Genomic DNA, 23,121 nt, shown 5'->3' with positions numbered 1-23,121 from the left:
CTTCGAGGTGATGCGGGCACGAATGCTCTACACCACGAAGCACAAGAAGAAGGCACCGACTGCGAAGGTCTCTCCTTTCTACAAGAAAACCATCGGTTACGGACTGCCGGACTTCGCAGAGGAACTCAACTACGGAGTCGACCTATCAACCATCTGAGGGTGGTATCAGATTGATGGGGTGAAGGTGCCCCATCAACCATTAAATCCGTATACCCTTTTTTTTAAATTCCTCCTCTTTTATTTATCTCCTCTATTCTTTCCTCGGGCCTAACCTTGTGCCGAGGATTGAATAGATTAAAAAAGAAGACCTTATGAGCATAATACGCTTCTCTAAACACAGCCATTACCCAAAGTACGCCCCAACTCAATATTGCTGCAATACCTTTTATTAATGCATCCCAGAGTGGCCTTAGGGCGTGCTCTAGGCCTGGCAATTTAGCAATGATCATGATGATTAGGACAGCAATTGAAATATACAAAAAAACCGTGCTCACTTTTGTTGCTCCGTTGCTGCTGATATTAAGCGTTGATACTTGCTAGCGAAGTCTAGGCACGCCATTCCGTTCTTAATGTTTACGCGCCTCCTATAAGGTTTAAATATGAGCTTTTCTCGTTCCTCGCCTTCAGCGTGTTTTATCGGTGTGGTTAGATTGGGTATCCTTATGTGGTACAAGCGGTGCCCAATGGTTAGTATGCATTCACCAATGCCTAAAGCAGAAAGCTTGTCTATGCTCACCTTCTCTGTTTCTTGTTCACGCCAACTTGAGCCTTGGCTGTCACCGTCAGCGGCATTTAATTGCGGATCAACCCTTAGCGTTACCTTGCTTTCGGAGTTACTCTCCCCTTGTGAGAGGGTTTCGATGTAGGTTTTTGTCGTACCCAAAGCCTCAGATATTTCTTTTGCTGATTTAACAGACCCAAATCTGAAATAGGCCTTATTCCAGTTGTTCTGCATGATAATGTCCGCAAACTCTGGGCTTGTTTCTGCTAAGTTACCTAGAGCCTGAAAGCCCGGCATCAGAATCACATTTGCCGATCTTGCCTGCTCAAACAATCTTGCAATACCTGGCACGGCATAGCTCCCCATTTCGTCGGCAAATATCAAGTATTTTGGGTTGGGTCGTTGAGCTTCGGGTAATGATTGGGCGCGATATACCGCTGTTCTTAAATCTGACATAATCATTTTTGCAGCATTAAGTGCGGCCACATCCTTACTCATTGTGGGAAGCATGATGTAAAGCATTTTATTGTTCAAGACAATATCGGTAAGGTTTATTTCCGGTTTGTAGGTACAAAAGATTTCACCAAACTTTCCTTGTGCAAATTGAGCCAGTCTCCCGGCCATGCCGCCAAGCGCATCTTTTAGCTTTGTTACATCAACTTGCCAGTGATACTCCTCGCCAACTTTTACTTTAACCCGGTATTTATCCAAGAAAACCTCTAGTGCCATTCGTTCTTTTGATGGCGGGATTTTTCTCATCAACTCATCAATGGCTTTTGGTGATTGGAGTAAGATGGTCAAGTCTGTAAAGTCATACAGAATATTGGCTTTCTTTAATGCGCCTACAAACACTGTTAAAGCTTGGTTTGCTGTTTGACGATAATGATCAGCTCCAGGGTTGTTTTCGGCTGAAGGCGCAAGATTCATGATGCGACTCGCCACCTCATCCGCATCCCCTTCAAGCAAGGGGTTATATGTATTTGAGCTGCTAGGATCATCCAGGTTTAAAACATAAAAATCATCGGCTCTTCCAATGGCTCTAGCCAAATAACCCAGCTCATCCCGGGTATCAGCATCCAGTTTGGCATCAATGAAGATATAGCCCCCACCCTTCACCATTTGTTGAAAAATAAAATACTTGCCTAGTGTTGTTTTCCCAACCCCGGAAGCACCTATTAGAGCTATGTGCCTATTTAAAAGGTCATAAGGAACCGGAACTTCATTTCCTGTATCCTTCGCAAATCCAGCAATAAGCCCCTCGCCCTTGTATGGCTTTGCCGAAGGAAGAATAAAGTCTTCATCTAGTGTTGCATCAACCCGATCTAACTGATCTTTTGCTCGGTTATATGCAATTAAACTTGCACCGGCACTCGCTGAAATTGCACCTGCTACAAATGCCTCACTAGACCCTAAAAAATAAGGCAAGCTCGCAGCTAAACCACCACCAATTGCAGACAGGCCTAATGCGTCTTGAAAACCGGCAAGCGGTTTAATTTTCTTTAACCTCATATACACAGCCAACCCAAAACAAAAAAGCACTCCGAGGAGTGCTTGTTGAACTACAAAAGTGCGCCAGAAAAGTCATCACAACAAAGTGGTTTTTCAGGCTTATTTACTAAAAGGGTGTATCCAAGAAGCTTGCTTTCTTCAATCAGTTTTTCCGCTTCAATTAGCGGCAAATCCGGGTCAACCAGCAAGACTCGAATGCCATTAGCGCCCAACTGGGGAAGGTCTAGCTGCTTCAAATCCTTTACCGCTTCAACAACTTCGTTTTCCATGATTCTTCTTTTTGCGAAAAAGACATGGGCATCTGACATTTTTACAAAGCCTGAAATTGTTGGCAGATTTATGGATATACGTTTCATTTTTCATCTCCTGTTAAATTTTCTCAAAGCACATGTGCTCAACAGGAGTAGTGAATATTTAGCAAAAGGTTGATTTGGTTAGGGGCTTGGTGATCTGCATGATGCTATCTCCAGCATTTTTAATGTTTCAGCGTTGACTCCGTAGGTACAAACAGTTCCATCTTCTAAGTGTTTTTCAAACCAGTGAAACAAGCCTCCGTCAAAAACACTGGTCTCATGCCATTCTCCAATATTAGAACGCTCAACCGGTATTCCCTTAAACTGCCCCGCCCAAGTGGTTGGAAGGGGGTCTATAGTAGTCGCGTTTGTAATGGCTGAAAGCATTGCCAGTGTTGCGATAAATAGCAATCTCATATCTATGTTCCTTTTTGATCGACTGCTTTAAATAGTGAGGTTCGCCCAATAGTCTCAAGCTCCAGTTTTTTTGATTTAAATCAAAAAAACTAAAAAAATTTGAGGTTTTGTTCAAATTAGAAAAACATCTGCACTCTATACACACGGGTTTACCCAATGTTTACTTTTTAATAAGGGAATGAGATATATGAGTGCAAATTTAGATCGTTTAAAAAAAGCTGTTGCCGACCTTGATCTGGGTGTAGATATTGATGTCATGGAGCGTGGGTGCATTGATAAGCGCTTTGCTGGCCACGACCCTGCATCAGGAGAGGAAATTATTTATGACGAACCTATTTCCGAAAACGATTTTCTGGTTGGTTATAACAACTATTACATTGGCTTTGATAACGTGCAAATAAGCGCGATGAATGATGAGCAATTGAACCGTGCACTACTTGAGGGTTTGGCGACCATCATTTAGATCTACAGTGCCCTCCTCTTGAGATAATTTTATTTGACTGAGTAAATTTTTTCTTATAGTGTATAAACCAATTGCGCCCTTGAGAGTAACCAGCCTAAACAATAATTGGCTGCTGAAATCTAGGGCTTTTTTGTTTTCAGGGAATTCAAAATCATGGATAACAAGGTTGCGATATTAATTGATGATGGCTATCTAGCCAGCTAGTTAATATCTGCATCAGTGTCGCAAGATGGGTTTTTTTATCGCCTATGGTTAGACAGTATCAATTAACTTGGAAACGACTAAAGCTCTCAACAACTTTAACAATGAACTTTGCTGATAGGAGGCAAGCCGGTTCATGTATTGTGTCATTTTTATTTGTATCACCTACATCAACTACAGACTTAGCAGCTAAAAATAGAGGTTTTCTAGGCGATTGAGTTGCGGCTTCATATAATGAAGAAATCTCCATCTCTAAACCCATAACCTTTCTATGCTGCGCTGAAATTTCTATCATCTTTTCACTGCTCGCAATTACCGCGGAGCCGGATACGACAGGGCCAATTCTTAATTGAAAGTCTAGGTAATTTTTAGGAAGCTGCAAGCCTTCTTTTAGGTGAGCAAGAGTAGTTCCCTCTTCAATCATCTGCTGTATGCGTACTTTTAAATCATTATCTATTTGCTGCTGATATGGTTCAGATTTAAACCCTTTATCTGTGACTTTTCCAACAGAATAATCCCAAACTGTATCAGCAACAACGATATCCAATAAGCCAACTTCTCCTGGAAAGCCTGCACATATCCCACTCATTGTTACCAAACTTGGCTGAAAATAGTCTATGGCCTTGGCAACTGAAATAGCGGTATTAACTGGCCCCATTCTTGGAGGTACAATACAAAGCCCCTTTAAGGAGCCTATCGATATTTCCTGACAATTTAGTCCCTTTACATTTATAAGATTCCCAACTTCAGCAGAGGTGGAGCGATATGCCATCCTTTCTTTTGTCAGTGCACAAAATATCAAAAAATCGAATTTTGGTTTGCTAATCACTCTTTTTACAATTCGCTCAAGACTGAGTTGCCATTCCTTTGAGCGTTCAAGATACTGGACAACTGTCACTCCATGGATATTAAACTTATCTATATTCTCAATAGAATGAAGATCATATCCTGTTATGGCAAGAGACTTAGTATCATAATTCTTACTTTTAGAAAAGTCCTCAATTAGCTCTAAAGAAACGTCAGCTAGGGTTGCGTTTTGTTCTGAAATAGGTAAATAGAAATCAAAAATAATCAAATCAAACTGTGTGCTATACAAGTGCCTTTTGGCACAATTTAAATCTGAACAAATAGTGAAATTAAATGTTACAAGTTCTTTAGTTTTTTCGATCACTTGTTTAATATTATCTATTTTATCAATGCTGTCTTCAATTAATAGTATTTCCATTTAATCTCTCAAAAAATCTATAGTTGCATCTTTCCAAGCTTGAGAACCTTTTTCATAAGCTTGAATAATAATATTATCCATTCTATATAGTTCTTTAATTTTTCTTTCAGCTTCAGGCATAGTGCAATACTCATGCTCTACTTCTACATGAGAGAATTGCGTTAAAACTATTATCGGTAAAGATATTTTTTTTAAGTATCTAAGCTCCAAAATAACCTCTATACCTCCTGAGGGCATGGAAACGGGAGTGCCTTCTCCTGGCTTTGCCGGATGACTAGGAAGAGACATATCAAGTATAATTTTGTCCGGGGTGGAGTTGTTTAGGTAGCGAACTGTATCAAATACATTTCCATAACGCTTAATGTGGAATTTATCTGAAAAACTTTTGATTAAGCTCTCAATTTCTTCAAATTTAAAATCATCATCTTCAACAACTAAAATATCCATAATTAATAACTCACATCAAAAACAAACGAAGCGATAACTTCCTTTTCGACATTTGAAAACTCATACTTAACATCACTTATATAGCCTTCATCTTCCATTTGTCTTAATTTTTTAATTCCACTTTCACCTTCAACAACGTGTGCGTCTTCAAAATTCTTTTCGAAACATCGTGCTATTCTAGCTTTAACCAGCTCAAGCTCATCTGAAGTGCAGACCTGAGAAACTAATGATATTTTAATTGAGCTTGTAGAGAAACTATCATCAACCAAAAATTCTACTTTTCCACGTTCAGAGCCATGTTTTGCAGCATTGAAAACTAAAATATTAAGTGCGTCATATATTGCAAAATATAAACCACCGCTTAGGGTAAAACGACTCTCATCAATATCAACTTTTAATAACGGGTTAAAGCCTCCGACACGATCCTTAACCTCAGATATGACAGCTTTAAAAAGTAAAACTAAGTTTGCTGAAGGCGAGGCGATAGATGGTTTATTGAACCAGGAAACTATTGTTCTGAATTTATCTGTTGTTATTGCATTAACTTCATGACAGAAGTCTTGAGCAAGTTTTTTATCACTTTTATCTAACCCACTAGAATCAAATCCAAAAGTTCCATATCTAGATCTAAATTCACCCAAATTTTTTCTTATAAGCTTGAGGTCCTCTTCAACACATCGCCAGCAATAATCAGTAATAATATAAGGAATACCCGCCGCATACTGATGAACAAAAAATGAGTTACAAACATCTTTAAACATATTATTAGCAGTAATTACTTTTGGTTGAGTATTAAAACTCGGATGAAGCCAACCATCAGGAAACTTTCTGCTATTTATATGTAAGTAGTTAGTTTTTAAACTTTCCAACATCTCTTCATAAGAAGAAAACCAATTATTAAATTCATCCTCAAACCTTTTAATTAGAAATAACCGTTTAAACCTTTCTTGTTTTTTAATGCTCTCAACTTCAGCAATAGCTGTACCCTCAATAGTTCCATGACGAATTCTTCTCCCTAAGTAAGAAGCTATACCAAACAAATTGTTTGAACAGAATTCTGAATAACATGACAAAAGATAAGAACCTACAAGATCCTTGCTAGAAAAACCAGTGCTTACTTTTTCCCAATCAATAGCTGGTGTTGTGTTATCAAAGTAAAAATCTGAATCTTCTAATTGGATTGTTATCTTGTTCAAAAAGTGCTCTCCTACCCATTTCGTAAATTTGGTAGGTTCCACATAAATCCTGGCATCATCTATGGTCTCTTTTTGCTTACTTATCTGAACATCAATTCTTAAATTCTTTGCACGCTCAATTATTGATAAATCTTTATACTTATTTCCGTACCAGTCTAATATATTAGCTCTTTCTTCTATGGCTGCAATTGGTTTGTCAGTCAAATTGAATAACTTACTAATAAATGTTTCATCACAGATATCAATAAGATGCTCAGTAACAGATGAGGAAATATCATTAATATACTTAATAAGATCTAAAAGACTTTCAAATTTCTTGATAGTAATTTCTTGTATTACCCTTCTCAATGAATGTTCTGCTAAGTCTGTTTGATTTGCTATAGAAATTAAGCATGCAGAAACAAGTCTTAGTTCATCTGTTTTAGCACTACTCTCAATCATCTGAAGATATTCACCTGGGCATATAAATCCAATATCTTTTGTAGAGGACATTAGTTTCACAAAAAGTTCTTCTTGCCCTGAAATATCTCCATTCATCTTATTGATTAAATTTACCAACGCCGTTGAGTTCTCAAGAAGAGAACTGTCTTTCGAACTGTATTGGTCAATATTTAAATTTTCATTTTCTTTATAAGATAAATCTTTCAAATCGTGAACTTCGGAGAAATAATATGAAATTTGCGATTTCTCAAACTCCGTAAGTTCAAAAAACTTATTTGGATTTCGATTGTATAATGCGTAGTGGACAGTTTTGTACTTGAAACATTCATTTAGTTCAATTAGCAGAAATGTCTGTCTAAAAAAGTTCTCAATCTCGTTGTTACGATATATTATAGAAGATTCGCTAATTTTAATATTTGAAAGTAAATTGAAAGCTTGAATTAATTCATTATTTATTTCTGTCTTGTCAATGGGCAAATAGTTGCTTGATCTAGAAACACTAGCCAGGTATAAAAAGGTATCTATTAGTGAAAAGCTATAGAATGAACTTAGTGTTTTCTCGAATTCATCTACACTCTTAGGGATGTGAAAAACAAAACTTTTAATGATATTATTAAGCGCGGATTTTCGATTTGTAGCTTCAACTCTTTTGTAAATGTTGAAGTAATCAGTTCTAGGGTTGCTCAATTCCTTTATCACTAGCTCAACATTTTTTATGTTGTCCAGTTTGGCTTTGAATAAAATATTATCGATTTTAGTTAAAATATTTTCTTGGTCAAGGAGTCCATCTATGCTGTTCTTTATGAAAAATAAAACTCTTACTAGAAATAGTGAATACTTTTCATCATCCATCAGTGTATTTATCAAAACACATACTTCTTCTAGTCTTTCGTTTTTTATTAGCTCTAAAACTTGGCAATAATCATGAAGCACACCAGTCAGGATGTCGGAATTTCTTTCAAGATTTGAGAGGATAACTTTTGGATGAACAACTTCAAGTTGAAGCATTTGAACAGGGGAGCTACTGATGAAACTTCTTAAAACACCATTATCTTTAAATAAAAAGTTATTTCTTAACGCTTCAGTAGAATTAATATAGTCTGACTCTGAACAACTGTTTTTAATCCTTGTAAGCGTCTTTATCACTTGCTTAGGATCTCTTGAGCCAATTACTGCTCTAAGAGCGTTCTTTGTCTTTATCGATTTAATTTTATTAAAAGAGTTAAACTCAGAGCGTATTTTCATTATTTTTTATATTCCAGAATCGGGATCAACTCGCGAAAAATTTGAGGCACGAGTTCAGGTGGCTTAAATTTTAAAGTGGCTGTATCAATAACTACCATCATTGCATAACTTCCTTGGAGTTGAATTCAGTAGATGGGAGCTTTACTTATATATAAATGATTATATGCTAATGAGCCTTAGGAGGAACCCTTAAATTATTAGTTTTCTCTTGTTACTCTCTAGCGGCCTCTCTGGTTATTTCTATACCAATCGCATCAGGGTGACGGGTGAGTAATAAACTTCTTTAATATGTAAACGCTGACCAATAAGCTAACAAACCCTACAATTTTCATGTAAGCCGTGAAATTTTAGCATACCCTCCTATGCAAAGGCCTGCGTGTTTAAAAGCAAGTGCATTCAACATCTGGAGCTTGATTCATTTATATGCGCTTTCACTATTCCAGTTGAGAATATTTAACTGGAGAAAAATAATGCAAGACGAAGAGCTTTATGAGGTATTGATGCTTCTGGACGCACTTGAGCAAGCTGAGCATAATGAGCTTGTGGAGGCGCGTGAACTCAATCATGAGATCCTTGTTACGGAGGATGTTGTAAACACAATGCCTTCCTCACAAGCATTGGTACTGCCTTTAGCTAAAGATAAGTGGGCTTGGCGTCATTCTGCCGTTACATGGGCGGTTGGTTCTATAGCTCTTATTGGTGGGCTTTATGAACCAGGCCTGATGGTTTTGATTGGCATTTTCTTACTGCTTCCTCGGCTAATTATGCATGCCAATGGCGTGTTTAACTAGCAATTCAACCCAAGCACTCTTCGGAGTGCTTTTTTGTTCTTGCCTTAACGTGATCTTCAATTTATCCTAACTTTCTCACTTTATTCCTATGAGCAGATAGGAGGATTAACCATGAGAAAACCAACTGAAAAAATGATTGCGTATGCGTCTGACATCCACCTTTATTCCCCGAACGATTTTACAGATGAAGTTCGGGCAGACTTTGAGCTAACCCGTAAATATATTGAAGAAAACAAACGCTTTTTGAAACGGAAAAAACTGTTTGCGCCAACTCAGAAATCTACATTAGCGTTGATGTTTCCAACACGGGTAATTGTGATGTGGGTATTTGTGATTGCGTGGGTTTTAACGATGACTTTTATAGCCTTAGAAGACCCAAAAACCGATTGGGTGGGCACAATAATGGCAATTTTTCTTTTTTTTATAGGACCAGCAGTTTTTTACAATGTTGTAACCTATAGACTAGAGCGACTAAAAGTCCTCAATTCAATTAGTGGGGTTAATGATTGCCAAGCTCAAGGCTACCCCGGCAATCCGGGCATGTTTTATCCAGGTAATCCAAGCATGTTTTATAACGGAACCAATCCTACGAGTAGACCAGGCTGGACAACACGGGAAGATTAACCCCCTTCTTAGGGGGTTGTTTATTTTACAAAACGTTTAGCCTTATCTAGCGTCTCGACACCCTTTTGAACAGTCCCATCAATAAAATCATTACCCGCGTCAGCGGCTCTTCCGAGAGCGCCAGCTGTTGATGTTCTGCGCTCTCTTTCTGCCTCAGTCTTAGCATCGTCACGTTTTTGCGCAAGTGTAGCCTCTTGTGTGTTCACAGCTCCGTTTGCCGTAGCAAGCGTGGTTTCTGCTTGAAGCTCAACTCTTGCAGTATCTGCGGAGATTCGCCCAGGCACACCACTTGTTTGTGTGCCAGCTTGTGTTGCTGCAACCTCTGCCTTACCTCTAACCCCGCTTCCTGTTTGAAGACCTGCCTGAACCTGAGATCTTGGGTCTGGAATATCTTGGCCAGCCAGAGCAACCCCGTCGGTCGCACTCTCTCGGGTTGATTGATGGGTTTGTGATAGATTGTGCAGCGATTGTTGCCGCTCTAGCATCATTTCGCGTGCTTGCTGAATCTGAGCTAACGCTTGATTGGCCTGCTCATTACTATCGAAATGGCCCGATGAATAGGTTAACGCTAGCTGTTGAGTATCTTGTGCCGTCCGCTCGACTGCATGACTGGTGGCAATTTTTTCATTTGCAATTGCAGCTTGCTTGAACCCATCTGAGGCTTCTTGATTTACGCCTTTGGTTGCTTCGCTTAGAGCGTTAAATATTTGTGATGCTTGCTGTGCACGCTGTGCTTGTTCTTCACCCGAAGCAGACCGAACCCACTTATCAAGATCGGCGAGTTTAACAGACTCGGTTGTGCCATCCTCTTTTTTAAAGGCGATACCGATACCGCCAGATGCAGAGGCTGATGCACCAGTACCAAATACGCCTTGACCAGGTGTTCCCATTGTAAACTGCATACTTCCATCAAGTCGTGCATTCGCATCCCTTGTTAGCTTGTCAATCGCCTCACTCGATGTTGTCATGTCCACGCCGGTTTGCGATGAGCCACCAACTGTACCTGTTTCGGATGTATTGGTGGTGGTATTGGAACCTTTGCCAGCCCCTAAGCTCTGCATGAGTGAGCTGGTTGCTCTATCCGTGTACTGGCTTGCCGCTTCAAAGGCTTGGTTTCGCTCTGATGTAGCTTGTTGTGTAACCTTGGATGCTTCACCTGAAAGCATGGTTGCCGCTTTTTGCGCCTGCATCGCCATCGATGTCCCACCTACGCTGGCACTAATGCCTGAGTAGTCTAGGTGTCGTGTTGCGCCTCCAAAATGAGAGTCCGACCCCATGTTCCCACTAACGGTTCTCATGGCCAGCATTTGTTGGTCAAGCGTTGAGTTGTGTGCTTTCACATTTCCATAGTCACGATTACCGGATGTGGCAAGTTCGGCTCCTTTATTTGCAAACTGGGTACCAATCCCCCCTGCAATATAAGAGGTAAATGCGTTACCCCCTTTAATAATCCCCCAAGTAATCATGGGGACTGCTGCGGCTAACGCGGAAGCGGCCAAAACAAAATTATTTGTTCGCGCATCAATCAACGCTGTATTCATGATGCTGTATCCGGTTGCAGCAACACCGGCTAAGTTTCCTTGCGCATACAACTGAATCACATAATTTATGATGCCCAGTGTTGGCTCCCACAAAGCCAACCATAAGAGAATCGCACCATAATTTTTGGCCACCTTTAAGCCACCCGGCAACATCATCATGACAAACATAATCGGGGTTAATCCAATAATGAAAGCCTGTAACACTGAATAGGCATAACCGGCTAAGTCCTGAAACAAGATCGCCGACATCGCCCATGAAGACCTTTGCGATTGTTCAGCTGATGCAACAGCAAACCCCATGTTGGAAGCCTCAGTTCCCACTTGTGCAGATAGCGCCATAATGGATGGCCGCATGGTATTAATAGCTGCTGCCTGCTCAAGAGATCTGGCTGAATCATAAGATGTGGTATTAAACACATATTTTTGGGCGGCGTTAAGGGTGTTCACGAGCCAAGTATCGCCTCCCGTTAAGCCTGCCTGCTGTTTAAACCACTCGGTTGAGGCGGTGTTTAGGTATTTCTGAATATATTCGAATGACCCTTTTGCGCTAACACCGGGGTAAGAGGAGGATACAATTGTTTCGCCACTTGCGCCAACGGGTAGCCCCGCCTCTTTACACGGCGCAACAACACCCGTTGGCCGGTTTCCGCTGTAGACCACGGTAAAAATAGAGGGGTTAACATTCGAAAACACGCCGCCATTACCCCAAAGGTTATCTGATACCAGTATTTGACTGGAAGATACCCATCCGCCCGCAATACTTGGCACCACGCAATCCTGCATAAATCGGTTTACACTTGCTCTTAAATAGGGCGATTGAACTTCAACTTTTGTTGAGGCTGAAATTAAAGAGTTTGTTAGGTTAAATGCTCCGCCGGTAGATAACGAAAGTCCGTTTGGCGTAGTGAAATGTTTCTCGATTAGCGCGGTAATATTGTGCCCAAGCGTTGTAACTACAGCGGCAGGAACCGCTACAACCGCTGGCACATTTTGAACCATCTCACCGTTACCAAACACAGGATCCCAAACATAAACATTGGATTTTTCTTTTATTCCCACCGTCCCCATAAGAGCAACGCCTAAAATAACCGCACCTATCCGCCGTCCATCCATTCCGCCTTGTATGGACATGGTTGACATAATAAGAACACTTACAACGCCAACGAAGGCTACCAGAGTCAAAAAAAATGACTCATTCATCATGCCTGAGGCTGCGAGTAAAATCCCAGCTAACACACTGGCATTACCAAAAGCATAAACCGTCCATGCGTCATTGGGGCCCATTGGATTAATGTCGGCTACCGCCAGGCCTGGTGAAGCCAAAAGGAAAAAGAGGCTAATTTTGATGAGTAACTTCAATTCTATCTCCTCCCTTAATAACCGGCAGGCCGTGAATTACCAACGCCGCGTGCAACCATTTCACCAAAGGCCATGCTTCCTACAATTCCCGAGTGACTGGCTTCACGCACGATGGCTTGGTGAATCAGATTTAGAGTTGACATTAACTCATCCTGCCATTGATAAGCAGCCACCAATCTTGACTGTTCGCGCTTCTGAGCCTCCATTAAGGTGTTAATCATTTCACGCACTGTCTGTTTTGCAACATGGAACTCAGCCTGTGCAACGCCCTTATTGTCAAGGTTTTGTGGCGTACCGATCCAGGCATTTAAAACACCTTCAGCAATAAGAATTGCGATTAAGTTTGAATATTCAGCGATCAATTTCAGGCTTATGTCCGGGTAAACGGCTGCAATATTGAGCATTCTGTAAACCGGTAGCGGTGACATCTGAATAAGAGCAACCTCATCAGCAGATAATGGTTGTCCTAACCGCACTTTTTTAGCAGCGCTGGTAAGCTTTGCCTCAACATCGGCAAGCAGTCCGTGACGAGAGATTAGAGGATTCCTTCCATTCAGGTCTTTGACTTTTACATGAACCGGGTTTTGGCACATTAGGAACGTACCTTCCGTTGTAGCAGGAGTGTTAGCTGGTGTTGCGTTACCATTGGCTTCATTACAGAGAACAAATACCTCATTCTCAACACCTTGCGAAAGCCGATAAATCGCCTCTAGCTCAAAGTTTTCCGGTCTTGAAAATGAGCTTGGCTCATATCCAACCAATAATAAATCGATTAGCTTGGAAGCTTGCCCACTCCAACCTGCATAGCTACTTGTTTGAGGCTCATAGTTTTCAATTGCAAAGCCTTTTCTGGTTTTTGTATAACCATTAGTTGTGAGGAATAATTCTTTTACGGCTGTAGAGCTGATTCCCATGTCAGTCAGCACCATCCATGTTTTATTTCCAACAAGGTCTGCGTACTTGGCTGCACTGCTGTTTTTATCAGGCCGTCCATTCATCCAGTCTGTTAGTCTGTTAACGCTCTGTTTAAAGTTCTCACAGCCTGACGACATGGCTTTAAAAAAATCGGTAGAGCCGCTTGATTGTGAATATTCATTTGAACACATTGATTTGGCCGTTCGCTGTTGCGAGTTACCATCTATACCAAGCTTATCCATACCGGCTTGCACTAAGTTTTGTGCCGCATTGCAGCTATCAATAGACATGGAGTTAGCCATTTGCGCCAAATCTTGCATGGTGGCGAGTACGTCTGCGCAGATAGGGCAAAACAGACGAATCCCCTGCTGAACCACAAAGCCCGTCGAATTAGCCATAATATTTTTAATCAATTGCTCAATTTGAGAGCCATCTATGTAGCTAAAAGAGCCAAACGTAAAATCAATACCGGAGCACCCGGCGGAATAGGATGGCGGCGTAACTGAAATTAGTTGCACGTTGCTGGTGGCAAATCTAACCCTCGCACCACCGCCAGTATGAACATTACGCGCTCCTGCTGAGAATGAACCCGCGCTGTAAGTTTGCACGGAAGCGCCTAAGAGGTTCTGAAATGCATCATTCGCTGATTGATTGGTAGCAACCGATGAGGCGTGGGTCGTTGACGCGCCCAGTGCCAAAGCCATGCTTAAAACCAAAACAATATTTTTACGCTTTGCCATCTTCCCTATTTCCTTTTAAGTCTTTAAGGAAATAGTGTTTCTTGATTAAAAAGATGAGAAGCAGCGCTATCAGTACCGGCGCAATCAATAGCCACCCGCTTAAGGAGCTGTCTTGCACAACTGTTTGCTGATTGTTTAGTGATGGAATAGGGAGTTCAACCTGTGCCTGAAGCGTTTCCTCAGGCTTGGCTTCCGTTAAGGCCTCACTCTCCTGCAACGCCTTAACTTGCTCAAAAGATCTGATTGGCTGTGGTATCGACACGTTTTTACCTCATGGTCTTAAGCAGCATTGTGTACCGTTCCAAAGCAAGTAAGAGCTCTCTTCCTTGGTTTGGAAGTTCATTGGCGGGAAATACCCCCAGCGAATTTCTGGCTGTCCAATATAAATCGGTGTGCCTACATGGGGAACGGGATCAATAGGGTTTATACGAAATTGTGTTTTAACCATAATTGGATTAAAAAATGCATAGCATTGAGCGGCTGGGGTGAGTGTCGTTTTCAACAAACCTATTCGCGCACTACGTGCCAAGTATTTAGCTAAAGTTAAACCATTAGATTGTTGTTGTGACGATGTTGAGTTTGGGTTGCCTGACATTGGATACATGTGCCCCCACGCTCCTGCGCACCAAAAAAGCGCATCGATAGGGTAGTAAACTAATGCACTTGCTGCATCAATTGCACATGCTGCATGAGCTATCGGATTGCTAAAAAGAATCGACTCCGGCGAGAAAATATTGCTCCAGCTATCATCCTGCCATATTGGATCAATTTCAGTGATGTATCCCACCGCAAATCCGTTTGAGCTTGCCATGCAAACGCTACTAAACATTTGCAGCATTGCAAACAAGGGGTATTGATACCAGTGAACTTGCTTTCTGTCGCCCTGTCCGCTGGTCGTGTCGGTTGCCCCCTTTCCGGCACCAGACATTTGTTCGTAACCCCCCAATACCTTTACCCCACCCAGACTGTGAAAGCACCCAGGTTTTGCGGTGACTTCTGCAACATACGAGGGTTCATGGTAAGTCATGCCAATACCCGTAATTGGAATACCGGTTGTAATTGATGGGCAAATACAAATTGGCGGTTGTTTAAGTGTAGGCGGGTTTAACCCTCCTCCAACCGGAACCCCAGCCACGGTGATAGGGAATAAATTATTCCAGTTCGTATCGGTAATTGGATTATAAAAGCGTCCGGTACAAACCGATGCGCTTGACACCGCTGAGTAGAGAAAACTACCAAGCACCAAAAAAATTGCTATCCCCTTAGTCCATTTCATTCCAGAATCTCTCTAAATTAGTTAATGACAGGTTTTCGATCTCAGCAATCGCAATCCTGTTACCCAGTGTTCCTACAAGTGATGGATAGGATCGGACGTTTAGCTTCTCTATAATCCAGGTGTAGGCATAAAAAATGGGTCTGTTTACCTCTTCTGCGAGACCCGCCAAATTGCCGCCCACGGCAACCAAGTAAACCCCTGTTGGGTGTTTTGATACTAAATGAAGGGCCGCTTTTTTTTGCTCATCGTTAGATGGGTCGAAAAAAAACATTTTTGTTGTTGGCTTGGTGTAATCAAGTGGATTAACCTGCTGCCCCTTTCTTCCTACATAGACTAATCGCCCATCCGTTGTGGGAGCGGTTATGTCATCTTGCAATGTGATTGTGGGATCAACGAGTCTGAGTTGGTCTTTGTTGGCTGGATGGAGATTCACATAAGGTAGGTTTTCAAACTGTTCTCTGGCTTTTTTGGCCATGTTTCGATTGATGTCGTCCCAATTAACGCGCCCCATCTCAACTGCAATAGTTGCAAAAAGGCTGGGTTCTGCAATTGGAAAGGTTGTCCCGACAACGCCAAGGTCATGAGCGTAAGAGACCGAGGATCCAAGACAACAGGCCAGCACCACGCTTCTTAACGCTCGCATGACGCTTCCTTAATAATGACGGCACGACCAACATCCTCATTAACGCCACCGGCTTTGGCAAACACCCTCACTCCGGTTGATCTTAATGCTTCTGCAACATTGATTGAACGTATTGCCGAAAGCATTATGTTGTAATTAGTCTCGCCCTCAGGTGAAGCATATCCGGTGGCTTCATAACAAATTTTTGGGTTGAGTTGCGGAACCGGCTCATAGGGTTGTTGAGTGTTATATTCAAACCGGACAATCCATTTTTGAGGCGACTCAGATTTAATTAGCTTAAAGGTCTCATGCTCAACCAATCTTTCAGATCTAATGGTTTGATGTTCCGCCACAGTGACGGTATTGACTTCGGTTGCCGGTATATCAACAGGTATAACAAACATTTTAAAAAAACCTCTGTAAGTAAGTTTGCAAGGGTGCAACGGTTGATCGTGCTGTGCCAGTCCATCTCCACTCCCTTATCATTTCCCCGTTACGCTCTCCGATAAACATAGGCACATAAACCCCATCTCTTCGCTTGAAGGAGTCAACTGCATCTTCGAAGGCTAATCGAGACCCATAAATCTCATAGTGATTTTTTAACAATTCGTAATCGAGCCTCATGCCTTGAAGCATGACCCACTGGTAAACTGAGTCGAAACTATCCAGTGCAGCTCTGTCAGCCATTCCATTGAAAAGCGTAAGAATCAACCGTTCTTTTTCACCGGTTTTGAGCATGCGCTGTGCGGCATAGAAAAATCTAACAATTGGTTCAGGGTTGATGCCATCACCGGAAACCCTTGCAGGCAAGATAGGTCTAAAAACAAACACTAGGTTGCGCTCTGCTAAGGCGCTCAAGTTTGGATAAATCATTTCGTAAGCTTCCTTACAGTGGCCACAACCAAAGTCTGCATACATGTACAAAGTATCCATCAGTCTTGACTCCGCAATAACAGGTGACGCCGCCAGTGCTGTGACAGAGGCTAGTGAGTTTTTAATTAATTCTCGGCGCGTGATTGTTCTAATTGCCATCTTTCATAATCCTTTTTGTAAAACATATTCCATAGTGCATGGCGGCATGTGTAGTCGGTTTTATCAACCGCACCCTGAAAACCATCCGCCCACTCTTGCTGGAAAACTTCTAACAAGCTCACACCAAAGCCCCCCGCCCATTGTGTTGGCTTACAGGCGCGTTCAAGTCGTTCGTCATGGGTAGTAGGAACCATGATCCAAAAAGCAAAAATCATCATCCCAACTGTCCAAAAGAAACCAGATAGAATTTTGAACATCTAAACCTCCTCATATTGTTTTGTCTGTGAGCGCTTTGGTAACAACCCTCCACCAATAGAAGCTATTACTGCGGCCTTAGTTACCGACAGCCCAACTTTCTGGGTATATCGTTCCTCAAGCTTTTTGTTTGTTAATGGAAAAGTGGGCACCCAAAAAGCAGTCATTAACCAATTCACCCATCCTCTATGGAGAAAAATTTGAATCTCAAAATCAATGCCGGGCTTGGTTTCACAAAGCGTACTTGTACATACAAGGGTGCATCCCTTGGCAATTCGATTTGAGATCACATCTCTAACAACCGTTCTTGTTACCGCACCCAAAACTAGCTTTTCGACCGGTTTATCCATCTGAGACAACCTATCTATTAACTGATTGCGCATTGAATTCGTTCCAAAATCCAATCCAAACCGCATTACATAAGTTGGCTTCTTCATTTGGCGCTACCTTGAGCAGCGCTCGTTTCATTCGTGTACTTGCTGGACATCAAACCTGGCTGCCAATCCTCGGCAATTTTTAAGATAGCCTCTCGAATATGTCTTTCTGCCTCATTGTGATATTCGTTTAGATAGATCATTGAAGACCATCTTGGTGGCTTGCCCTTCTCCCACTTACCACTGAAAAGCTGAATATCAACCGAATTGACATGTGGTGAATACTGAATGAAAACATCTGTGCCGCCAGCTTGCGCCTTAAATGCCAATCTGAATAACAATGCAAGAAGCTCATCAAGCTCATCTGTTTGCCACATATCAATGGCATATACGAGGCCTGGATCAACAATGAAAGGTTTCAGATCAAAATAACTAGGTTCGAGAAAGATGTGTCCAAAGCCGCTTTTGCTGTACCAGTTTTTGACATCAGGACTCATGCGCAACATTTCATCGGTGTACCAAACAGGGCTTAAATCTTCTTCATCTTTAGCAGGTTCATACATCTCTTCACTTTGAAGTGGCCACATATCATCTGGAATATTGGCTATGAAAAAGTCTCTCGCGCTTAATACGTTGCCAATGTCTGCCTCCGACCTTAACCACAATCCATATCTGTTACCCATGCTCAAATCCTTATTGGTTGGTAATATTCAGATGAAATAGTGAGAACCTCAGAAAAATCCGATATATGCTTTATTGATATGAACGCTTTTTAGACGCTTTCGTTGCTAAGCTTGGTTGTTGCAACAAGCCAAGCCCGGTTGACTGTTGCAACTATGTTGAATCAAGCTAAAGAAAAGCAAAACCCGGCTTGTGAGACCAGCCCGCTTCTTTAGGGTTGGAACTGATTCTTATTAAAGATGTCGGGAATGGGTGGTGTTTCGTTGGAAGTAGCCAATATTTTGGCAACTAGGTTTGTACAAAAAATTAGCTAAAGTTTTTGATTTTTTTTGCTAAAATCCCGTGTAATTGAATCAAGTCTTTTTTAAATTTGAGTAGGGTTTGAGCCTCACTAATTAGCTGCCAAACTTGCGGATAATTAGCTTCATATTTGCCCGAACGTCTTATTGCTTTCAGTGGATATTTGATCGTATAACCAAGATAAAGTGAGTTTTGATCATGTCGCTTAACACGCTTCCAAACCTCCCATTTTGCATGTGGGCATCCATAGCAAGACTTGCCACAGTTTTGAAGCCTAAGCAGCACTGTTCCGTTGTCTTTTGGTTGTAATTCTCGTAATAGTTTTTCGATTTCATAAAGCCGTTCATTTACTGCTTTTATTGCAATATCACCATCAGCGAATTTGATTTCCATAGCCCTTACCTCATGCGTTTATTATTCAGGTTTACCATTGAATAGTGTTGAGTTCCGTAAACCCCGCAAACCCCACCGTGCGCCATCCGCCAACCACGCCAACCCTCTCTTCAATTGCGCGAACCTTCGCCAATCTCGCAAACCCCAACAACCCCGTAAACCTCGAACAACTATGCCGTAAACGCCTCATCACTTCGCACGAAATGCCCCCGCTCTCAAGGACAGAATGCGTCGTCTTCATCGAACACAGCAACGGATTTACCCACAAAAACTGTCTGAATGATCGTTTTGAATAAACAGTTCATTAACCCCGTAAACCTCAAACCGGCTCGGCCTCTTGTTAATTATTTCGCATACACGGCCTCGCCGCATTCGTGCAAAACGCTGACGGTCTTTGATGTGGTTTTCTCGTTTCATTTCACCTCACCAGGCCTGAGGCTAACACTCCGCTAACTTCGTAAACCTTTCTGTCGCAATACTTCAACCAAACCGTATTCATCTTGAAATACTACATACTTGGACTTGTTGGTTTCGCCTTTACATCCCTATAATTTTCGTTAACCCCGTGGTCGAAAACGGTCTCATTAACCCCGTGAACCTCGCGCGCCCTTTTTCCCTTAAAACACCTGCCGATCCATTTAGCTTCACTGATCTGTTTATTGCCAATTTTGTTTCGTTCTTTTACAGGTAAAGCGACATAGTTGGCACTTACCGTAAACCTCGTTAATCTCGGTTCCGTCAAAACTCTGCTTCATTCGTTGATCGATTCCTTTCAGTCCGTTTTGCGTTGACACAGCGTAAACCTCGTTAACCTCGGGGCCAATTCCTACTCTGTTCAGTTGTCCTATTCTGCTCTTTCAGGCACACATGAAACCCTTTTGTCGGATATGCATAGCGATTAAGTATTCATGTGTTTCGTTTTAGATAAAGCCGTTACATGTTTCCTTATAGCTATAGTATTCAGAACAGATTCACTTCAAGTAATTTGATCTGGTTATGGTCGGTAAATACGGTCGCGTAATAGCATCAGCTATATGCTTTATGGTTTTATTTGTTATTAGGCATTGTGGGGTTTGGATTGGGCTTTTCCTTTTGAATACTGTGTGCTTGGCTACTGCCGCAAACTTCGTTTTGTAATGGGTGTTTGCTTGCTCTAAGTAGTGGTTAAATCTTTCGCCTTCGGTTTGTTTGAGTGTCACTCATGTTCAATTTTCATGGCTATCCGCTCTTTATTCCTGTGAACGAAACGGGAGGTTTGTATGTCAAATATGGTCATGATTAGCGGTGAAATAAATGAAGGTTCTTATGGTGATGGCTACTGCTCACTGATTGATGAAGACTCTGTTGCGTCTTACCAAATTGATGTTGAGTTGAAGTCACTGTTGGCATTACTAGAAAAAATTAAAACCTGTGCGAAAGATTTTGGTCGCACCTTTTTAGTTTCCGTATCTGATTTAGTTGAGGTTACGTTCCTTGATGAAGAAGGCAGTGCGGTAGAGCCGGAGTATCAGCGTGAAGCTTATATTCATCTTAGTTCAGATGGATATTGTGAAGTCTTCTTTGAAAGCAAGCACTCAATTGAAGACTTTTGGCGTTTGAATTTTGGTGTTACAGGATTAGAAAAGGAGTAATGTCATGTCGTATTTAGAAGATCGTTTTATGTCTGCGGCGACTCAATTTGTGAGTTCAGAAAAAGCGAACCGATTGATGGCTATATTCAAAGAACGCGCTATTGGCCATTTTTTCTCCTGCACACCCACTAATGATTTTACAGCGGAAGAATTTGATGTGTTCATGGCATCGGATCGTAATAAACTGTCTATAGATGGGTATCGGTTTGTCGAGGCTTACGAAAATGAAATCGTCGCCACGATGCAAGAAAAAATGCTGGCTCACTACGATGTCCAGATGAAAGCCGCTTTGTCTTTACTTGAAACATTTTAAGTGAGGTTGTTATGCGTTATGCAGAAGATGTACTAGCTGAGTTGAGTGGTCTAAAACGCGTTGTATTTATTCAGGACTGGAAAAACCTTTCTGAGACAGCCAGCGTTAAAGAAGGCGCGATTGGCTACATTACCGCCGAAAGTGGCGGCATCATTGATGTGGTCTTCCGTGAAAAAGATAAAGACCTTGTAAAACCCAATACCGTGGGCACATTGATGTGTTGCGGCGTTCCTGTGTCGGTTATTTCGCGCACTTAAAATCTGCATTGACAGGGACAAGGGGCAATATGCCCCTTTTTTTATTGCCGCAATTCAAATTAAACCACCCGCCCCACTCTATCCCTGTGAGCACAACAGGAGGTTTGTATGTCTGAATTGATTAAAGTTTTTATTGAAAGCAGTGCCCATGCTGAACCCATTGCCCTATTTAACAGCGATGAGGCTTATAACGACTGCTTGCCGGGATTAGAGCGCTGGGCAAATGAAGGTGGTCTGATAATCACTGAATCAGTCAATGAGACAGGCCTGGTGTACTTAGTGTTCACATCCCTTTTGTCTGGTGAGCACATCAACAAGGTGATATATGACTTTACTGATCTACAAAGATACCTAGAAAAAACGTTTTTGACTGGGGAAGATCAAGGCATTAAAGACGACTATCACCGCCGATTTGATGATGCGCGGGTTAAGTCTTTGGCGCATGAAGAAAGCTATTGGTTTGAGTTTGATACTGGCGTTTGGGTGACGATTACGGCCACCAATCTATTGTGAGGTGTGTGTTATGAATGCTTTACCGACTAGCACGAAACATGACAAGAAATTACAGCGTTACTATCTTGTCGAAATTGAACTGGATGGTGAAATAAGTTTGAAAAGATGTGATGCCTATAGAACCGAGGATGGCCGTGCAGATCATCAGGCTATTCGGGATTACTTTTCAAAATTAGGCTATCAAGTTGGCAGGATTTTATCTGTTCGTTAGTGTTGTTGGCCTTTGTTAGTTCAAGTTAGCCAAGGCATTCCGCTTTTTCTATAAAGAAGAATCCAAGGAGCTAAGTGTCATGTCCATTTCAGAAATTCAAACCATTCTTATGCAACACGGCTGGGATAAAAAAGCCGCACTTTTCACTGCTTATGCTATTCGAGATGGTGAAACCACTTTGCAAGAAGCGCTTTCTAGGGTTTAATTTTCTCGTTTTTCAGGGAGTTGAAATGGCTACGTGGACACCTGTAAATTCGAGTTTCATTCAAGCGGTTGCGCTTTGCGAACAGTCGCGCATAATTGCGTTTCGCGTAAACAATGAAGAGTTGTTTTTTGAAATCTCAAATCCAAGAATCAACGTGGAGTCACTATTTAACTCATTCCTAAGGGCAAAGTCCAAAGGACGGTTTTTCAATCAAGTCTTCCGTAAAGGTGGACGACTTTTAAAGTAAGGAGATGTGTATGAAGAAGTTAATGTTAATTGGCCTATTGTTTAGTGCGCTAACTTTAGGCGGCTGCGTCACAACGGGTATGGATCCAGCGCAAAGTCGTTTGAGTGATTATCAAAATGCCTCAGATTCAAAACTAACATCAGGCCTGTATAGCGTTTCAGCGGATGGTAAAGAGTATGGATTAACTCAATCTTTAAAATCTGAGGGTTATCAATTTGTGAGCTTTGACATGGAGCGCTTAGTCATGCGCAAGCCTGTTAAATCAAACCTTATGCCGTTACAGATAGCAAACTTTGCGAACACGTATCAATCTGGTGCCGAAAATGACGCTTTGGCCGTGGAATATATCAATATTGCCAAGTCACGCGGCAATAATGTTGGCATCTATAGAACGGGGGTTTTGAGGGGGCTGATTGGGGTTTATGGCTTCTCTCACTTGGAAAAAGATAACATGGAGTCACTGGGTATAGCTGAGGTCGTTCTGATGGAGCAGACTGTCGATGGTCGTCCCGTCAGTATCTTAATGCGTGACTTGGTTTCAATTCACACAGTAGGCGCAGATGTTTGGCAATATTCAACACTCCTCATGGGTCGCCGTGGCATGGGTGAGTTTGAGAACCGAACCAAGAAAAGTGTGTTTGATGAAAACCTAATTAAACTAATTAAGTAGCACACCCATTACA

28 protein-coding genes and 1 pseudogene are annotated in these 23,121 nt (G+C 41.8%); 11 read left to right on the top strand and 18 right to left on the bottom strand.

Features of this window, described 5'->3' with window-relative positions:
• Positions 1 to 157: pseudogene (locus VIM91_RS05340) on the top strand (ISL3 family transposase); the annotation flags it as partial.
• A 64-nt stretch (positions 158 to 221) separates the two neighbouring features.
• Here VIM91_RS05340 and VIM91_RS05335 read toward each other — a convergent pair.
• From VIM91_RS05335 to VIM91_RS05320, 4 genes are all read right to left on the bottom strand, one after another.
• Complete coding sequence (locus tag VIM91_RS05335) at positions 222 to 494, bottom strand: hypothetical protein (RefSeq protein WP_331863786.1); 273 nt, start codon at positions 492 to 494, stop codon at positions 222 to 224.
• Positions 491 to 2,230: a type IV secretory system conjugative DNA transfer family protein gene (locus VIM91_RS05330; RefSeq protein WP_331863785.1), complete on the bottom strand. Its 1,740-nt coding sequence runs from the start codon at positions 2,228 to 2,230 to the stop codon at positions 491 to 493. The genes VIM91_RS05335 and VIM91_RS05330 overlap by 4 nt, the downstream gene beginning before the upstream one ends.
• A 50-nt stretch (positions 2,231 to 2,280) precedes the next feature.
• Positions 2,281 to 2,586: a hypothetical protein gene (locus tag VIM91_RS05325; RefSeq protein ID WP_331863784.1), complete on the bottom strand. Its 306-nt coding sequence runs from the start codon at positions 2,584 to 2,586 to the stop codon at positions 2,281 to 2,283.
• Between the two features lie 78 nt (positions 2,587 to 2,664).
• Positions 2,665 to 2,940: a hypothetical protein gene (locus VIM91_RS05320; RefSeq protein WP_331863783.1), complete on the bottom strand. Its 276-nt coding sequence runs from the start codon at positions 2,938 to 2,940 to the stop codon at positions 2,665 to 2,667.
• A gap of 187 nt (positions 2,941 to 3,127) precedes the next feature.
• Here VIM91_RS05320 and VIM91_RS05315 point away from each other — a divergent pair, with 187 nt between their 5' ends.
• Positions 3,128 to 3,403 (top strand): hypothetical protein, encoded by a 276-nt coding sequence (locus VIM91_RS05315; RefSeq protein WP_331863782.1) that lies wholly within the window; start codon positions 3,128 to 3,130, stop codon positions 3,401 to 3,403.
• 262 nt (positions 3,404 to 3,665) lie between these two features.
• Here VIM91_RS05315 and VIM91_RS05310 read toward each other — a convergent pair whose 3' ends face one another.
• The 3 genes from VIM91_RS05310 to VIM91_RS05300 are packed head-to-tail and all read right to left on the bottom strand — an operon-like array spanning position 3,666 to position 8,158.
• The gene (locus VIM91_RS05310) at positions 3,666 to 4,829 is read right to left on the bottom strand and encodes a hypothetical protein (protein WP_331863781.1); all 1,164 of its coding nucleotides are present in this window, start codon (positions 4,827 to 4,829) and stop codon (positions 3,666 to 3,668) included.
• Positions 4,830 to 5,276 (bottom strand): hypothetical protein, encoded by a 447-nt coding sequence (locus tag VIM91_RS05305; protein ID WP_331863780.1) that lies wholly within the window; start codon positions 5,274 to 5,276, stop codon positions 4,830 to 4,832.
• 2 nt (positions 5,277 to 5,278) lie between these two features.
• A complete protein-coding gene (locus tag VIM91_RS05300; protein WP_331863779.1) occupies positions 5,279 to 8,158 on the bottom strand; it encodes a hypothetical protein in 2,880 nt (959 codons plus the stop codon).
• Between the two features lie 470 nt (positions 8,159 to 8,628).
• Between VIM91_RS05300 and VIM91_RS05295 the strand changes: the two genes are divergently transcribed.
• Both VIM91_RS05295 and VIM91_RS05290 read left to right on the top strand, forming a co-directional pair.
• Positions 8,629 to 8,949 carry a hypothetical protein gene (locus VIM91_RS05295; RefSeq protein WP_331863778.1) on the top strand — a complete coding sequence of 107 codons (321 nt, stop codon included), beginning with the start codon at positions 8,629 to 8,631 and terminating at the stop codon, positions 8,947 to 8,949.
• Positions 8,950 to 9,060: 111 nt separating this feature from the next.
• A complete protein-coding gene (locus VIM91_RS05290; protein ID WP_331863777.1) occupies positions 9,061 to 9,573 on the top strand; it encodes a hypothetical protein in 513 nt (170 codons plus the stop codon).
• 20 nt (positions 9,574 to 9,593) lie between these two features.
• On the opposite strand, the gene VIM91_RS05285 is transcribed toward VIM91_RS05290, so the two are convergent.
• The 11 genes from VIM91_RS05285 to VIM91_RS05235 form a co-directional block, all read right to left on the bottom strand.
• Positions 9,594 to 12,473, bottom strand: coding sequence for a conjugal transfer protein TraG N-terminal domain-containing protein (locus VIM91_RS05285; protein WP_331863776.1), 2,880 nt, complete (start codon positions 12,471 to 12,473; stop codon positions 9,594 to 9,596).
• Between the two features lie 14 nt (positions 12,474 to 12,487).
• Positions 12,488 to 14,128, bottom strand: coding sequence for a conjugal transfer protein TraH (locus VIM91_RS05280; RefSeq protein WP_331863775.1), 1,641 nt, complete (start codon positions 14,126 to 14,128; stop codon positions 12,488 to 12,490).
• Positions 14,115 to 14,390 (bottom strand): hypothetical protein, encoded by a 276-nt coding sequence (locus VIM91_RS05275; protein ID WP_331863774.1) that lies wholly within the window; start codon positions 14,388 to 14,390, stop codon positions 14,115 to 14,117. Before VIM91_RS05275 ends, VIM91_RS05280 begins: the two co-directional genes overlap by 14 nt.
• Positions 14,391 to 14,399: 9 nt before the next feature.
• Entirely contained in the window at positions 14,400 to 15,404 is a 1,005-nt protein-coding gene (locus VIM91_RS05270; protein ID WP_331863773.1) for a TraU family protein, read from the bottom strand.
• Positions 15,391 to 16,047 carry a hypothetical protein gene (locus VIM91_RS05265; protein ID WP_331863772.1) on the bottom strand — a complete coding sequence of 219 codons (657 nt, stop codon included), beginning with the start codon at positions 16,045 to 16,047 and terminating at the stop codon, positions 15,391 to 15,393. Before VIM91_RS05265 ends, VIM91_RS05270 begins: the two co-directional genes overlap by 14 nt.
• Positions 16,035 to 16,430, bottom strand: coding sequence for a hypothetical protein (locus VIM91_RS05260; protein WP_331863771.1), 396 nt, complete (start codon positions 16,428 to 16,430; stop codon positions 16,035 to 16,037). The genes VIM91_RS05265 and VIM91_RS05260 overlap by 13 nt, the downstream gene beginning before the upstream one ends.
• A 1-nt stretch (position 16,431) precedes the next feature.
• Positions 16,432 to 17,058 (bottom strand): hypothetical protein, encoded by a 627-nt coding sequence (locus VIM91_RS05255; protein ID WP_331863770.1) that lies wholly within the window; start codon positions 17,056 to 17,058, stop codon positions 16,432 to 16,434.
• Positions 17,025 to 17,315, bottom strand: a complete 291-nt coding sequence (locus VIM91_RS05250; protein WP_331863769.1) for a hypothetical protein — start codon at positions 17,313 to 17,315, stop codon at positions 17,025 to 17,027. The genes VIM91_RS05255 and VIM91_RS05250 overlap by 34 nt, the downstream gene beginning before the upstream one ends.
• Positions 17,316 to 17,750, bottom strand: coding sequence for a hypothetical protein (locus VIM91_RS05245; RefSeq protein ID WP_331863768.1), 435 nt, complete (start codon positions 17,748 to 17,750; stop codon positions 17,316 to 17,318).
• Positions 17,747 to 18,370, bottom strand: a complete 624-nt coding sequence (locus VIM91_RS05240) for a hypothetical protein (RefSeq protein ID WP_331863767.1) — start codon at positions 18,368 to 18,370, stop codon at positions 17,747 to 17,749. The genes VIM91_RS05245 and VIM91_RS05240 overlap by 4 nt, the downstream gene beginning before the upstream one ends.
• A 304-nt stretch (positions 18,371 to 18,674) precedes the next feature.
• Complete coding sequence (locus VIM91_RS05235; RefSeq protein WP_331863766.1) at positions 18,675 to 19,061, bottom strand: hypothetical protein; 387 nt, start codon at positions 19,059 to 19,061, stop codon at positions 18,675 to 18,677.
• Between the two features lie 1,259 nt (positions 19,062 to 20,320).
• Here VIM91_RS05235 and VIM91_RS05230 point away from each other — a divergent pair.
• The 7 genes from VIM91_RS05230 (at position 20,321) to VIM91_RS05200 (ending at position 23,108) form a co-directional block, all read left to right on the top strand.
• Positions 20,321 to 20,692 (top strand): hypothetical protein, encoded by a 372-nt coding sequence (locus VIM91_RS05230; RefSeq protein WP_331863765.1) that lies wholly within the window; start codon positions 20,321 to 20,323, stop codon positions 20,690 to 20,692.
• 4 nt (positions 20,693 to 20,696) lie between these two features.
• Positions 20,697 to 21,005, top strand: coding sequence for a hypothetical protein (locus tag VIM91_RS05225; protein ID WP_331863764.1), 309 nt, complete (start codon positions 20,697 to 20,699; stop codon positions 21,003 to 21,005).
• A gap of 11 nt (positions 21,006 to 21,016) precedes the next feature.
• Positions 21,017 to 21,262 (top strand): hypothetical protein, encoded by a 246-nt coding sequence (locus VIM91_RS05220; RefSeq protein WP_331863763.1) that lies wholly within the window; start codon positions 21,017 to 21,019, stop codon positions 21,260 to 21,262.
• Between the two features lie 108 nt (positions 21,263 to 21,370).
• The gene (locus tag VIM91_RS05215; protein ID WP_331863762.1) at positions 21,371 to 21,775 is read left to right on the top strand and encodes a hypothetical protein; all 405 of its coding nucleotides are present in this window, start codon (positions 21,371 to 21,373) and stop codon (positions 21,773 to 21,775) included.
• Positions 21,776 to 21,785: 10 nt separating this feature from the next.
• Positions 21,786 to 21,986, top strand: coding sequence for a hypothetical protein (locus VIM91_RS05210; RefSeq protein ID WP_331863761.1), 201 nt, complete (start codon positions 21,786 to 21,788; stop codon positions 21,984 to 21,986).
• A gap of 79 nt (positions 21,987 to 22,065) precedes the next feature.
• The gene (locus VIM91_RS05205) at positions 22,066 to 22,191 is read left to right on the top strand and encodes a hypothetical protein (RefSeq protein ID WP_331863760.1); all 126 of its coding nucleotides are present in this window, start codon (positions 22,066 to 22,068) and stop codon (positions 22,189 to 22,191) included.
• A gap of 257 nt (positions 22,192 to 22,448) precedes the next feature.
• Positions 22,449 to 23,108, top strand: a complete 660-nt coding sequence (locus tag VIM91_RS05200; protein ID WP_331863759.1) for a hypothetical protein — start codon at positions 22,449 to 22,451, stop codon at positions 23,106 to 23,108.
• The last annotated feature ends 13 nt before the right edge of the window (positions 23,109 to 23,121 follow it).

Source organism: Thiomicrospira sp. (assembly GCF_036568485.1).
Lineage (GTDB): Bacteria > Pseudomonadota > Gammaproteobacteria > Thiomicrospirales > Thiomicrospiraceae > Thiomicrospira.
The sequence above is the reverse complement of the archived record's forward strand: the minus strand, read 5'-3'. Positions and strand labels throughout refer to the sequence as shown.